This window comes from Catenulispora pinistramenti (assembly GCF_018274385.1).
GTDB classification, from domain to species: Bacteria; Actinomycetota; Actinomycetes; order Streptomycetales; family Catenulisporaceae; genus Catenulispora; species Catenulispora pinistramenti.
Map to the genome: position 1 here is coordinate 16,865 of NZ_JAAFYZ010000121.1, position 13,879 is coordinate 30,743.

The 13,879-nt window shown below is 70.6% G+C and carries 9 protein-coding genes and 1 pseudogene; 9 read left to right on the forward strand and 1 reads right to left on the reverse strand.

Annotated features, from left to right (window positions below):
- Positions 1 to 89 precede the first annotated feature (89 nt).
- The 9 genes from KGQ19_RS29215 to KGQ19_RS29255 all read left to right on the forward strand — a co-directional run bounded on the left by KGQ19_RS29215 (position 90) and on the right by KGQ19_RS29255 (position 12,371).
- Complete coding sequence (locus tag KGQ19_RS29215; RefSeq protein WP_212014779.1) at positions 90 to 1,070, forward strand: hypothetical protein; 981 nt, start codon at positions 90 to 92, stop codon at positions 1,068 to 1,070.
- A complete protein-coding gene (locus KGQ19_RS29220) occupies positions 1,064 to 2,416 on the forward strand; it encodes a nitroreductase family protein (RefSeq protein WP_212014781.1) in 1,353 nt (450 codons plus the stop codon). Before KGQ19_RS29215 ends, KGQ19_RS29220 begins: the two co-directional genes overlap by 7 nt.
- Before the next feature lie 12 nt (positions 2,417 to 2,428).
- A complete protein-coding gene (locus tag KGQ19_RS29225; RefSeq protein ID WP_212014783.1) occupies positions 2,429 to 5,086 on the forward strand; it encodes a lantibiotic dehydratase in 2,658 nt (885 codons plus the stop codon).
- Position 5,087: 1 nt separating this feature from the next.
- Positions 5,088 to 6,011 (forward strand): lantibiotic dehydratase C-terminal domain-containing protein, encoded by a 924-nt coding sequence (locus tag KGQ19_RS29230; RefSeq protein ID WP_212014785.1) that lies wholly within the window; start codon positions 5,088 to 5,090, stop codon positions 6,009 to 6,011.
- Entirely contained in the window at positions 6,008 to 7,186 is a 1,179-nt protein-coding gene (locus KGQ19_RS29235; protein ID WP_212014787.1) for a thiopeptide maturation pyridine synthase, read from the forward strand. Before KGQ19_RS29230 ends, KGQ19_RS29235 begins: the two co-directional genes overlap by 4 nt.
- A gap of 1 nt (position 7,187) precedes the next feature.
- Complete coding sequence (locus tag KGQ19_RS29240; protein ID WP_212014789.1) at positions 7,188 to 8,552, forward strand: nitroreductase family protein; 1,365 nt, start codon at positions 7,188 to 7,190, stop codon at positions 8,550 to 8,552.
- Positions 8,549 to 9,994, forward strand: coding sequence for a hypothetical protein (locus KGQ19_RS29245; RefSeq protein ID WP_212014791.1), 1,446 nt, complete (start codon positions 8,549 to 8,551; stop codon positions 9,992 to 9,994). The genes KGQ19_RS29240 and KGQ19_RS29245 overlap by 4 nt, the downstream gene beginning before the upstream one ends.
- On the forward strand, positions 9,987 to 11,909 hold the full coding sequence (locus tag KGQ19_RS29250; RefSeq protein ID WP_212014793.1) for a TOMM precursor leader peptide-binding protein: 1,923 nt from the start codon (positions 9,987 to 9,989) through the stop codon (positions 11,907 to 11,909). Before KGQ19_RS29245 ends, KGQ19_RS29250 begins: the two co-directional genes overlap by 8 nt.
- Positions 11,910 to 12,029: 120 nt before the next feature.
- Positions 12,030 to 12,371: a hypothetical protein gene (locus KGQ19_RS29255; protein WP_212014795.1), complete on the forward strand. Its 342-nt coding sequence runs from the start codon at positions 12,030 to 12,032 to the stop codon at positions 12,369 to 12,371.
- 125 nt (positions 12,372 to 12,496) lie between these two features.
- Here KGQ19_RS29255 and KGQ19_RS29260 read toward each other — a convergent pair.
- Positions 12,497 to 13,879: pseudogene (locus KGQ19_RS29260) on the reverse strand (ATP-binding cassette domain-containing protein); the annotation flags it as partial.

The window sequence follows — 13,879 nt, forward strand, 5'->3', positions numbered from 1 at the left end:
TGCTAGCGTCGCCCGCTACTGGCCCGTTGGAAGCCGCTCGCAATCCCGGAGGCATGGCTCTTGAACGCTCTCGAACCGCGTGGAGCGCCATGAAGCCGCGGCTGCTCCCGGACACCCGGTTGATTCCCTCCAAGGGGGGCGTCGTCATCTGCGGACCGCAGCACACTGCGGCGCTGGGCGTGCCGGACTTGTATCCGTGGATCGAGCGGCTACGCCCGTTCCTCGACGGCGGTCGCTGCCTCGAAGACCTGGTCGCGGGCCTGCCGCCGGAGGTCGCCGGGCAGGTGGGCGGCGTGGTCGAGCTGCTGGTGCGCGAAGGCTTCGTGCGCGACGCCGCGGCGGACGAGGCGCACACGCTCAGTCCCGCGGTGCGGGAACGGCACGCGGCGATGATCGACTTCATCGAGCTTCAGAGTCCTGATTCCCCCGAGCGCCGGTTCGAGCGCTATCGGCGTAGCGCGCCGGTGGTCGTCGGGTCGGGGCGGCTGGCGTGTGCCGTCGCCTTGGCGCTGTTGCAGACCGGAGTCGAGTTCGTACGCTTATACACGCCGGGACCGGAACCGGCGGCGGGGACGGGCGAAGGGACTTCGGCGCACGTCGATCGGCTCGTGGAGTGTGCGGCTGCGGTGCTGCACGACGATCCCGAGGCCCGGCTTCAGCACACTGACGGAGACACCGATCGCGAGCTCGACGCGGCGATAGCCGGCGCTGGAGCGCTGCTGTTCTGCGCGGACGCCGGCGGAACGGATGCCGTGGCGATGGCCGCGCGGATCGAGGCGCTGGCGAGTCGTACGGATACGGCGTATGGCCGGATCCTCGTGGCGAACGATCGCGCGTCCATCAGCGCGGTCGGGAAGGCGACGACCGCCGAGGCGACCGGCTTTGCCGAGGGGTCTTCACCCGCACCCGACGGCCGCGAAAGCCCATACCTGGCGGGACCGACCGCGGCTCTCGCCGCGCACCAGCTCTGCCTGCACCTGCTCGGCTTCGCCGCCGGGCTCGGCAAGGACGGCGAAGGAGCCGAGCTCGATCTGGCGACGGCCCGCTTCGATCAGGTCCGGGCATGGTGACCGCCACGCAATCCGCGTTCGCCGGAGACCGCGTGTGGACCGACACCGTCGACTCGCGCCGCGCGATTCCCGCCTCGCTTGAGCACGCGGACAGCCATGGCGCCGACGCGAGCGGAGCCTGGGCCACCTCCTCAGCGCCGACGGACCGTGCCGAAATCCGGATCGCCTTGCCGCCGCCGGCACTGCGACTCCCGCACGACAGCGACCCCGACGACAGCGACCCGCTCGGCCTGTCCACGCTGCTCTACTACGCCGTCGGCCTGACCGGACACGACCCGCGGGCCGGCCGATGGCCGCTGCACCGCGCGGTCGCCTCGGCCCGCTGCCTCTACCCCACCGAGTGTCAGGTGCTGTTGCCCCACGGCATATACCGCTACGACGCCACGCACCACCACCTGCTGAAGACAGCCGAGCTCGACCCGGGATCAGCGACCCGGCTGCTACACGACATCGGCGCCCGCGCCGCGTTGGTCGTCACCTCCCGGCCCACGCGGACGGCGCGACTCTACGGGGACTACGCGCCACGCCTGTGTGCTCAGGAAGCAGGCATGACAGTCGGAGCGCTGCACCTGACGGCCGTCGCTTCCGGTCTGGATGTCGAGATTCATCAGGATCCGGACATACTGTCCGCGCTCGGCGATGGCTGGCTCGACTCCGACTCCGACACCGACTCCGACACCGACACCGACACCGACACCGAATACGCCATGGCTTGTCTCGCAGTGGCACCCCGGTCAGGCGATGCTCTAAGCGGGCAGACCTGGGTCCCCGCCGAACTCGCGAAGGTTGTCAGGGCCCGCCATTCCGGCCCGCTCATCTTCGACCCCGTGCCCGAACCGGCTCCCCGTGCGCTGCTCGATGACCTCGCCCGCGCGCTGGCCACCTCTCCGCTGCCGGACTGCTCCGCGTACCTGTGCGTGAATCGCGTATCGGAGACGCCCTGCGGCATCTACCGCACCGTGCCCGGAGACCGTGGATGGCAGCTGATCGCAGAGCGAGATGTCGTGCCCGACCTGGAACGCATCGGCCAGACGGACGGCCGGGTCTCGCTGAACTTCCGTTCCGCCGCCGCGACCGTCTACCTGGCGGTTCCCCGCGCCCGAGCCGTCGAGCAGTACGGAGACGACGCCTTTCGCAGAGTGCATCTCGCAGCCGGTGCCGCCGCGCACCGGGTCACCATCGCAGCGGCCTGCCACGGCCTGGCCGCCCGCGTGCACAACGGGTACGACGCCGCCGCCGCGCACCACGCGCTCGGCCTGTCCGACCCCGGGGAGACGGTCGTGTTCCAGCTGGCGATCGGCCGCGTCGGCAACCACGCGGGCCTGCGCCTGCCCGTGGTGTTCTGAGCGGCGATCGACATGTCACTCCACGCTGACCGGCACCCCGACCAAGGCATCGGGGTACGCGTGGCCGGCCTGCCCGCCGATGCCCTCGACGCCTCTCGTCTGGTGCGGAGCACGGAGATCGCGGTCGGGATCGTGCGGCTGGACCGGGATGTCGAGGAAGACGCCGCCGTGATCTCGGCCGAGCTGCATCAGCTGATCGGTGACCCGGGGGCGCGGGCACAGGCGCTCAAGCCGTCGCTGGTCGGACTGCGGCGCGCTGTGCATCGAGGGATCCGCATCAGGGCACTGCTCGACACCACCGGCGTTCCCGAAGTGCTCGGCCCGCGATTGGCAGAACGGATCGAGCGGCACCTGAAGCTACGCGATGAGCGCGCGGAAGCCTTTCACGAGCTCGAACGCGTGCGGGCCGACGAGCTGAGCCAAGCCGCCGTGGCGCTGGCGGATCTCCTGCATGACGAGGACTTCGCCTTCGGCGTCAGCTACGCGAGCCCCGACCTCTACGAGGACTCGAACCGCTGGGCAGGCCGGCTGCGCGAGGACTCCGGACGCCGCGAACTGGACAAGGCAGGCGTCCGGCTGGCCAAGTACGCGGCGCGCGCCATGGCCAAGCCGAGCCCGCTGTCCACGTTCGCCGCGAGCGGGCTGGGGCGGTGGAGCGCCGCTCAGGAGCCGGGAACCGGTAACCGTCCGGCGGCATGGTTGGAGCCGACGCAACGCGGACACACCGTCGAGCTGAGCCTGCTCCCCCTGTCGCGCATCGCCGCCGCCCTCGCTCACCTTCCCGATTTCGACGCGGTCGCCCGCTTGCGAGTGAATCCGTTCACTGCCACCGAATCGGTTGCGGGAGGCGATCGGCTGCTGTTCACAGCGCCAGGCCCGGCGGGCTCGGTACGCTCACTCGCCCTCAACGAATCGCTCGCGGCCCTGTTGCACGCGGCACGCTCAGCACGCACCCCGGCCGACCTGAGCTCGACGCTGCGCGAGGCTGCCGGGCAAGCGAATCCGGAGGACGCGGCTTCGGCGACAATCCATCCGCTTGTTGCGCAGCTCATCTCGGCGGGCCTGCTAGAGCGCCTGCTGCCGGTGCCCGACCAGGAGCTCGATGCCGCGACCCTCGCCACGTGGCTGGACGAGAACTCGCCGGTCGACGGCCGTAGTGAGCGATTGGCCGGCGTGTTGGACGCTCTGCACGCCATCGCGGCGGACCTCGAACACTATCCGCGTACCGCCCCTGTCGAGCATCGGCCGATCGCACGACGGCTCCATCGCAACACGGCCAGTGCGGCTCGGCGTCTCGGACTGATCGCCTCAGATGACGAACTCGACCCTCGCGCCACCTTCTTTCACAACAGTGTGCTGAGTTCGGACGCTGCGGTCCTCGATCAGTCCGCCTGGCAAGACGTGGTGACGCACCTGTCCCTGGTGCCTGGCCTGCTGGCGCCGTTCGACACACTCACTCCGCGTCGCACCGCGCTGTACGAGCGCGCCGTCACGGAGTCGGGCGCGGGATTCCGCCAGCCGCTGGTCTCCTTCGTGCGGGACTTCGGGTCTTGGTGGGAGGAGCAGGACAGCTATGAACCCATCCCGCGTGACGCCGAACGACAGGCCGCGGTTCTGCGGCTGGTCGAACGGGGTCGCCTCGATCCCGAATCCGTGCGGGATCTGACTGCCGACTGGATCGAGCCACCCGCCAGCCACGACCGGTACACGTGCTACGTCCAGGCGTTTCCCGATGGTGAGGGACGGATCGGCGCCGTCCTCAATACTCTGGCTTGCGGCCGAGGTATCTGGCGCGCTCGGACGAACAGGCTGCTCCAGGTGGCCCAGCTCGGCGGATCGCACGACGATCTTGACGAGCCCGCGGCCGGACCCCTGTACGCCGAACTGGACGGCGGTTTCGCCAGTACCCTGAATCAACGCACGCCGGAGTTGCGGTACGCGATCGACCTCGCGGCGAGCTGGAGCGGGCGCGACCGGCGGCACCGCATCAACCCGGACGACCTGATGGTGACCGCTGATCCGGCCGGTCAGCGCCTGCGGTTGGAATCCCGATCGTCAGGCCGTGAGGTGCGGCCGATGCACCTCGGATTGCTCGCGACTCCGCTGCTGCCGATGCCCGCCCGGCTTCTGGTGGAGGCGTTCGGTCAGACCTCGTACTCTTTCTGGTCGGACTGGCCGCAGTTCTGGCCTGCTCAAGCTGCTCTGACTGCTCAGACTGCTCAGTTCACGACGGCTGCGCCGGGTGCGCCGAGTCGGCTGCCTCGGGTCACGCTGGGCTCGGTGGTGCTGCGCCGGGCCGCCTGGTTCCTGCCGCCCGGCACGGCGCCGACTCCGGACCCGGCGCGCTCCGACGCCTCGTTCCTGGTCCAGCTGCACGACTGGCGCGAGCGGCATGCCGTGCCGATGCGCTGCTTCCTGCGCGTGCTGACCGTGCGGACCCCTGGCGCGCTGCCGGGGGCGACAGTACAGGACAAGGACCGCAAGCCGCTGTACGTCGACTTCTCACACCGGCATCTGGTGCGGGTGTTCGAGAACGCGGCGGCCTCCGGACGCCCGCTGCTGCTGACCGAGGCGCTGCCAGACCTCGCCGACGCGCCCGCCTACCCGTCGGGAAGCCGGCACGCGGCCGAGTTCGTCCTCGAGGTGGGCTCGTCCTTGGAAGGAGCCTGACGTGGACGAAGGGGATCAGTGGGTCGGCGTCCACATCTACACGACGACACCGCTCGACTCGATCATCAGGGAACTGCTCCCTGAGTTGCTCTCCGAGCTGCGGGGGCAGGGCCTGATCGGGTCATGGTTCTTCCTGCGGCACTGGGCCGACGGACCGCACCTGAGGGTTCGGCTTCGGCTCGCCGAGGCTGAGCACGAGGAGGAAGTTCGCGCTCTGGTATCGGGGCACGTCACCGCGCTCTTTTCCAAGATTCCCCCGTCGCGGCCGATGGCCGAGCCGGACTATCTCGAACTGGCGCGCAGGCTTGCGGTGTGGGAACCGGACGTCGAGGTGGGCGGGCTGGCTCCGAACGACAGCCACGCCTTCGTACCCTACCGGCCTGAGCACAACAAATACGGGTACGGATTCGCTTTGCGCGCGGCCGAGGAACACTTCGGGGTGTGCAGCGAGCTCGCGCTGGCCGCCGTGTGCGAGGGCTGGGACGAGCAACAGCGCACGGCGCACTGCTTCGCGCTGCTGTCCGGCGGTATCGCCGCGCCACCGGCGGGCCCGGCTGTCAGCTCGGCGATCCAGGAGCTCTACCGGCGTCAGCGCGCCGCGTTGCTGCCGGTGGCCCGCGCCGCCCGCGCCGCGCCGGACATGCCGCCCGGGCCGAGCCGCGATCCGGCCGGGCGCTGGCTCGACTCCGTGCGCGTCGCCGGCGTCCACGCCGCGGACCCGAGCACGCTGGCTGCCGGCCTGGGCCATCTGGCCTGCAACCGGCTCGGCGTGCGACTCGGCCAAGAGGCGGTGCTTCGCGGCCTGGCGAACTTGGCCGTGCGGGACCTGGCCGACATATCCGCACCAAGCTCGGTACCAAGCCGGGCAGCAAGCTCCCCGACCACCTCCACCGATCGTGTCGAACCGGAACGAGGACTGTCATGACCCTGACACCAGTGTCGGCGGCCGGCGAGTGGCGTGCGGCGCACATCGCCTACTTCGCCGAGGACCGGGACCGGCTGCTGCTCGAGGCGATCCGGCCGACCATCGAGCGCTGCCGGCCGCACGTCGACTCCATCTATGTCCTGCGGCACTGGCGACGCGGCCCGCATCTGCGGCTGGTCGTGCACGCCGAGCCCGCGGTCTTCGACGCCGTGGTCGGGCCCGCGGTGACCGAGCTCGTCGGCGGGTATCTGCGTGCGCATCCGTCCGCCGCGCCGGCGCTCGACGTGGCGCGGGTGCTGCCCGCGCACCGCCGGCTCGCCGAACTCGAGCGCGAGCCCGGACCGCTCACGCCGTTCTACCAGGACAACACGATCACCTGGCACGAGCACGACCGCCGGATCGAGGTGCTGGGCTGCCCGGTCGGCGCGGACGAGCTCGCCCTGTTCTACGACACCACCAACACCCACCTGTTCGAGCACCTCGAAGCGGTCGCGGCCGGCGCCGACCGGCAGGTACTGGCGCTCCGCCTGATGCTGGCCACGGCGCACGCCCTGTGCCGCCACCCCCAGGACCCGACGATCCGGCGCGGCTTCGTCTCGCTCCGCTCGCACGCCGAGGGCTACCTCAGCACCGTCCCGCCGACGGCCCGCGACACGTTCGAGCAGAACTACGCCGGCAACCGCGCCGCGCTGACCGGGCTGGTGCGATCGGTGGTCGATGTCCTCGACGCTGACGAGGCAGCCAACCATGAATCCTTCGAGCGCCGTTGGATAGCGGCCATCGAACCGCTCGGTGCCCGATGGGCCGCCCTCTACGAAGCCGGCGAGATCCCCGAAGCGGACATCCCGACCGACGCCGAGAACGGCATCGAGCCGATGCTCGAACGCAGCCCCCTGCACAAGGCCATCGCGGGCAACATCGCCTACAAGGACATGATGTACCGCGATCCCCGCTTTCTACGCTACCGACTGATGCTCAACTACACCTACCTGCACCTCACCCGGCTCGGTGTTCCGGGCCTGACCCGCTATCTGCTCTGCCACCTCGCCGCCAACGCCGTCGAGGAGGTCTACGGCGTCAGCGCGCTGGACCTGGTGCTCCGGACCGTCGCGGACCACCCCAACCCCGAGCCAGAACCGAAGCAGCCGGTGTCCGCAACAGCCGGCCTGGCGTGAGATGACACCGACGAGCGAATATCCGTTCCGAGCCGAGACCGGCGGGCACGCGGCGCGGCGGTTCCACGCCGAGTACGGAAGCCCGCTGCCCACGATGGACCTGGCCGCACGCAACACGGCAGCCAAGGTTCATCGCGGGGCGGAAGTGCAGGCCCTGAGCTATCCACCCCCGGCGTGGAGCGGCGTGGATCCCTCAAGCGCCGAGGGACTAAGCACTCTGCTAGCGCTGCTCTACGGCGGCAATCGCATCGAGTGGTCGCGCGGCGGCGTGGGTCTGGGCCGTTCGGTGCCCTCAGGTGGCGGCGCGTATCCGGGTGAGGTATACGTCGCGACCGAATTCGGGCTCTGCCATTACCTGCCCGGCGCCCATGCCCTGGAACTGCTGCGCCCGGACGACCTGCGCTCCGACCTCGCGGGCTGCCTCAGCCTGGCGCCTGAGTCGCCTCCGGAGCTGCTGCTGCTGTTCACTTCGCGGCACGACTCGAACCTCGCCCGGTACGGCGGCTTCGGACACCGGCTCCAAGCATTGGACACCGGGGTGGTGGCCGGTCAGTCGTCGGCCCTGCTGGACGCGGCCGGGCTGCGGCCGCGCGTGCACGGCATCTTCGACGAGGACCGGTTGGGGAAGTATCTGGGCCTGGACCAGACGGCCGAGACGGTCCGTGCGGTCGTGACCGCGGGCCCTGCCATCCTGCCCGGCGCCACGACCTCCGTGATCACTCGCACCCCGCGACGGCACACGCCACGATCGGGGTTCGCGGTCGCGGAGATCGATCGCGCGCAGGTTCTGTCGATCCTCGGCGAGGTGGCCGGGACCGTGGAAGCCGACTTCACGTCCGGGGCTGATCTGCGTTGCGTCGCGGGCCGGGTCTCCGGGCTCGGCGTCGGCTGCCACCGGTTCGACGGCGCGTCTGGAGAACTCACGCCCGGGCTTGCAGGTGTCACGCCTCGCGAGTTGTTCGCCGCCGGGAGCTTCGGGGAGCTCGCGGGGTTCGAAGCGGCCTGCGCGCTCCTGGTCGTGGGTGACTACGAACACGGATACGCGACGCACGGCGACCGGTGGTACCGGCTGCTCAACGTGTCCGCGGGACTCCTCGGCCTGCGGATCTCGCTGGCTGCCACGGGAGCCGGGCTCGCTGCGGGGCTCAGGTGCGACTTCATCGTCGCGCAGGCCGACCGGATCATCGGGGACGAGCATCCGAATCGGGATCCGAATCGGGATCGGGATCGGGATCGGGATCGGGATCGGGATCGGGATCGGGATCGGGATCGGGATCAGACTGTCCTGCTGACCGTACTGATCGGACACGAACGTGCCGTACCCGCGCCGGCGTATTCACTGCTCCCCATCGAGGACGGCCGATGATCACGCTCCGGTCCGCGCCGAAGCTCCGCGATGACGTCTTCGTGGTGCCGAGCGGCCGACAGACTGCTTATATACATTCGAGCCGCGGCATCGAGCTCATCGCCGAGCCGGGGTCCTATGCCTGGATCGAGCGTCTGACCCCGTTCCTGAACGGGGCCAGCACGGTCGAGCGCCTGGTGACGGGGCTGGACGACGAGCGTCGGTCCGCCGTGCTCGGCGTCCTGGCCCGCTTGGACGCGCTCGGCCTGATCGAGGACTCGGCCGACGACGGGCCCGCGCGGCGTGAGCAGTCCTTCGCCGACGCCGACGTCCTGGTTCTCGGCGCGGGGCAGGCGGCCGACGTACTCGCGCGGCATCTGAATAGCGTCGGCGTGGCGAAGGTCGCGGTGAGCCACGACCCTGATTCGGTGGGACACGGTCACGATGCCGTCGTCGTGCTCGCCGGGACCGGGCTTCCGCTACCGGTGACCGTTCTCGCAGGGCTCGATGATCGTTGCCGGCGTAACGGCGTCTGGTTCGTCCCGGCCGCCGCCGATGATGCGGCGTGCTGGATCGGGCCGGTCTTGCGGCCGGGTGCGACGCGCCTGGCCGGGGGTTGGATCGGGGCTTGGCTGCGTATCCACGGGCAACGCGGTGCCGCACCGGCGCGCCGTCCTATCGAACCAGTCGCCGTGGAGATCGCGGCGGCTCAGCTGGTGCACCGGTTCCGCGAGCTGGCCACCGCCGAGGACGACACGCGCCAAGACGTCCTGATCCGGCTCGACCTGAACGACCTGTCCACGAGCCGGCACAGCTACCGGCCTCATCCCGCGGCGCTCCCGGCCGCTGCGCAGAGCGAGTCCGAGTTCCTGGCCTCGATCGCCGCGCTGCGTGCCGCGCCAGCCGTGGATGCGCAGGAGTTCTCCCGGCGGGCGGCGCAGTGCATCGACGAACGCACGGGGCTCATCGGCAGCCTGGATGAGGAGGGCCTGCCGCAGTTCCCGCGCCGCGCGACGACGGCTACGGTGCGCGATCCGCGCGGCGCCGCCCCAGACGATCAGCCGCACCGCGTTTACGGCGTGGCGCCGGACTTCGGCACGGCGCGGATCCTGGCGGCCCGGCGGGCGCTGGCGCGCTACGCGAGTCTGGCTCTCGATCCGAGACGCTTCGTGCCGACGGGTTCGGGTCCGGCGGTGTGGGCTTGGTCGCCGGAGCGTGAAGCTGCGACGCTTGTGCCGGCGTCGGCGGTCGTGCCTGAGTCGGTGGTCGTGTCGAGCGCGAAGGCGGTTCCCGGCTCGCGGGGCCTGGGGCACGGGCTTGAGTGGGATGAAGCCGTGGACACCGCGCTCAGGAGTCTGCGCGGGGTTCCGCGTCATCGTGCGTTGATAGTCCCGCTCGATCACGATCCCGCCGCCGTCGAGGCGCTGCCCTATCTGGTGAAGGCCGTGGTCATCGATGCCTGATAACACCTTGCACGGTATTCGGATCCTGACTGCGGACACCGCCGAGGCCGGCCGGATCATGGCCGATGCCGCGCGGACGGCCGAGATTGCTTGGCTGCCTGTCATCGCGGAGCTGGATCGAGTCGTCATCGGGCCGGTGGTGCGGCCTGGCGTTGCGGGCTGCGACCTGTGCCTGGCCGAGCGCCGAGCCGGGGCGCGTTCGGATCACGCGGAGAACCGGGCGCTGAGCGAACGCTACGGGACTGCGTTCAGCGCGCACGTATCGCCGCTGCTCACCCCACTCGCGGCGGACCTGGCCGCGACGCTTGCCGAGGCCTTGTGCGGCCGGGCGTCGGAGTCCGAAGGCGAGCTGCGTACCGTGACCGTGCTGCGGCTGGCGGACCTGCGCGTGACGCACCACAAGTTCCTGCCCGATCCGCACTGCCCGCACTGTGGCCAGATGCCCGACGACGCCCCGGAACTCGCCGTGATCCCGCGGCAGGTCAGGCTGAAGCCCTCGCCTGCCGGCACCCGGGTCCGTGACCTGTTGAGCGAAGCGGCAGCGTTGGAAACGCTCTATGCCGACGACGAGACCGGGATCGTCAAGGACCTCAGGGCGCGCGGGTTGCACACGCTGCCTTTTGTGGAGTCGAAGGTGGGGCCGCGTGAGTCGGTCGACGGCGGCTACGGTCGGGCCTTCGACTTCCGCACCGCCAGGGTGACCGCCGTTGCCGAGGCCCTGGAACGCCTCGGCGGCGGTCGGCCGGGAGGCCGACGCACCGTCGTCTCGGGCAGCTACCGCGAGTTGTCCGCGACCCACTCGGGCGCGGTGCTGGATCCGAGTACGGTCGGCATGCACGACCCCGCGCGTTATCAGGAGGCTGGTTTTCCCTACCAGGCCTACCATCCGGATCTGAGCATGCCGTGGGTCTGGGGCTTCTCGCTCACCGACGAGCACCCGGTCCTGGTGCCGGAGAGCCTGGCTTATTACCGGACGCAGCGGCACGCGAGCGGGCCGCGTCCGTTCGTCTCCGAGATCTCCAACGGTTGCGCGCTGGGCGGCTGCATCGAAGAGGCGGCGCTCTACGGGCTGCTGGAGTTGGCCGAGCGCGATGCTTTTCTGCGTACCTGGTACACCCGGACCCCTGCGCCGCTGATCGATCTGACGACGGCGCGGGACCGGCGGATTCCGTTGCTCGCGGACCAGATCCGGGTGCGGCAGGGCTACGACGTAGAGGTCTTCGATGTGACCGGCGAGGAGGGCGTGCCCTGCTTCTGGGCGCTCGCCAGGGACCGCGTCCACCGCCCCGACCGGCCGGCCGTGCTCTGCGCCGCGGGATCAGGGCTCGATCCCGAGCGCGGCGTGCTGTCGGCGCTCTACGAACTCGTCACCGCGGTCGAGGCCTACCTCATGCTCTACCCGGAGCGCGCGCACGAGGCGGAGCGGATGCGCCTGGACTCGGAGGCGGTCCGGCTGATGGACGACCACGCGCTGCTGTACTGCGACGCCGTCGCCGCCGAGCGCCTGGACTTCCTGCGCGGCGCCGGACACCCGGACTCGCCGACACCGACACCGACACCACTGGACCTCGCGGCACTCGCCGAGCGGTACGCCTGGCCGCCCAACCCGGACCTGCGGGCCGACCTCGACGCCTTGGTCCGGCGCTACGCGGCGAGCGGCCTCGAAGTGATCGTCGTGGACCAGACGACGCCGGTCCACGCGGCGGCGCGGCTGGCGTGTGCGAAGGTGCTGGCGCCGGGGCTGCTGCCGATGACGTTCGGGCACCACTTGCGGCGGGTCGAGGGCTTGGGCTTGGGCCGGGCGATGCGGGTGCCGCTTCGGGGCGGTGCTGGCGGCACCAGCGCTGGTGGCGGCGGCACCGACAGGATGATGACAGCGACTGAGGTCAATCCTTGGCCGCATCCGTTTCCGTAAGGCTTGTGGCTTGCGTCATCCCATCGGCCTACGCCCACGCGAACCGCATCGCGCCGCTGCATAGCATCCAACAGGGGGCGTCAGAGCTTGCAGACAGACCCGTGTGGAAGGAAACAGCTGATGGCTGACAACGGCACCCGCGTGAAGGCCGCCGACGACCCCATCGTGTACGTCGTGCTCGAGGGCAAACGGCGTGCGCTGAACGAGGCCTCGTACCTGAACATCTTCAATGACTGGGAAGGCATCGTCGAGACCGACGTCAACGGTATCGAGGACGGTGGCGCCATTCAGGACGGCTACATCGGCAACGCGAACGGTGAGAGCTACCTGGTCGCCGACACCGTCAAGTACCGCATCAACGGGAACGCCACCGCCGAGCAGCTGAACCTGAAGGTCACCGCGCCGCGCGCGCTGTCCGCCGAGGACGCCGGGCGGCTCAGCGACGGACCGCAGCTGGGCTGACCGGCACCGCTGCCGGTTCCTCCGCCGATACCCCCGTCCACCTGCGTCGATATCCTGGCCGGTAGCCAGGCGGCAGGTGGGCGGGGGTCGGCGTTCCCCGGCAGTCGGGGGTCTCGCGTTCCCCGTCAGCGGACGGCGGCGGCCTGGCTGGTCCAGGTGGCGTACATCCGCGCGTAGCGGCCACCGGCGGCGACCAGCTGCTCATGCGGACCAGCCTCGACGATCCGCCCCCCGTCGATGACGACGATCCGGTCGGCCTTCATCGCGGTGGAGAGCCGGGGCCGGGCCAGGAACGCCCTGGCCAGGGCGACGAGCTGGCGGCGCAGCGAGTCCAATCGCACGTCCCGTAGGTCGTGGCCGTCGATGAGGACCCGGCCCTGGGTGGGGTCGTAGAAGCGGGTGACCAGTTTGGCGAGGGTGGACTTGCCGGCGCCGGTGGGGCCGACGAGCGCCACGGTCTCGCCGGCGCGGACCGCCAGCGACACGTCGGAGATCACCGGCCGGTCGGGAAGGTAGCCGAACGCCACGTCCTCGAAGACGACCGCGCCCTGAACCTCCGGCAGGTCGACGGCGCCGGGGGCCTGCTCGACCTCCGGCCGGGTGCCGAGCAGCTGCCGGAGCTTCACGATCGAAGACTGCCCCTGCTGATAGGTGTTGTACTGCTGCACCAGCTGCTGGATGGGCTGGAAGAAGGCGCCGAGGGAAAGCAGGAACGCGACCAGCTCACCGATCGTCAGCTGGCGGTCGCGGACCAGGCCGGCGCCGATGGCCAGCAGCGCGACCTGTCCGGCCAGGCTGATCGTGGACACCCGGTGCGCGATGACCAACGTCGTCCGGCCGGCCGGCAGGGTCCGCAGCCCGGCGTGGATCTCCCGCTCGACCTGGACATCGACGGCGCTGGTGGCGTCGTCCAGAACCAGCACCGGCGGATTCGCCAGCAGCACCCGGGCGATCGCGAGGCGCTGCCGCTGCCCGCCGGACAGGGTGTAGCCGCGTTCGCCGATCACGGTGTCGTAGCCGCCGGGCAGCTCGGTGATGAACCCGTGCGCCCCGGCCAACCGGGCCACCCGCTCGACGTCGGTGATGTCCGCGTCGGGGCGCCCGTAGGCGATGTTGTCACGGACCGACGCGGAGAACAGGAACGTCTCGTCCAGCACGATGCCGACGGTGTCGCGCAGGCTATGGGCGTCAGCTCCCGTACGTCGTGCCCGTCCACGGTGACCGAACCGCCGCGCACGTCGTAGAACCGCGGCAGCAGCCTGGCCGCGGTGGACTTGCCGGAGCCGGTCCGGCCGAGCAGCGCCACCGTCTCGCCGGCGCGCAGCCGCAGCGAGAAGCCGTTCAGCACGTCGGGGCCGTCGCCGTAGCCGAAGGTCACGTCGGTGAACTCGACCTCGCCGCGCGCGCCGGTGAGCGCGCGGGCCCGCGGCTGGTCTGCGGCTGGTCCGCGGCTGGTCCGCGACATGTCGGTCGGCGGGCGGGATCCGTTGGCGGGTGGGGTTTGCTGG

Excerpts from the sequence above, each read along its gene's own strand:
- KGQ19_RS29225 (WP_212014783.1), top strand. The coding sequence starts at position 2,429 with ATGTCACTCCACGCTGACCGGCACCCCGACCAAGGCATCGGGGTACGC.
- KGQ19_RS29240 (WP_212014789.1), top strand. The coding sequence starts at position 7,188 with ATGACACCGACGAGCGAATATCCGTTCCGAGCCGAGACCGGCGGGCAC.
- KGQ19_RS29245 (WP_212014791.1), top strand. The coding sequence starts at position 8,549 with ATGATCACGCTCCGGTCCGCGCCGAAGCTCCGCGATGACGTCTTCGTG.
- KGQ19_RS29220 (WP_212014781.1), top strand. The coding sequence starts at position 1,064 with ATGGTGACCGCCACGCAATCCGCGTTCGCCGGAGACCGCGTGTGGACC.
- KGQ19_RS29235 (WP_212014787.1), top strand. The coding sequence starts at position 6,008 with ATGACCCTGACACCAGTGTCGGCGGCCGGCGAGTGGCGTGCGGCGCAC.
- KGQ19_RS29215 (WP_212014779.1), top strand. The coding sequence starts at position 90 with ATGAAGCCGCGGCTGCTCCCGGACACCCGGTTGATTCCCTCCAAGGGG.
- KGQ19_RS29250 (WP_212014793.1), top strand. The coding sequence starts at position 9,987 with ATGCCTGATAACACCTTGCACGGTATTCGGATCCTGACTGCGGACACC.
- KGQ19_RS29255 (WP_212014795.1), top strand. The coding sequence starts at position 12,030 with ATGGCTGACAACGGCACCCGCGTGAAGGCCGCCGACGACCCCATCGTG.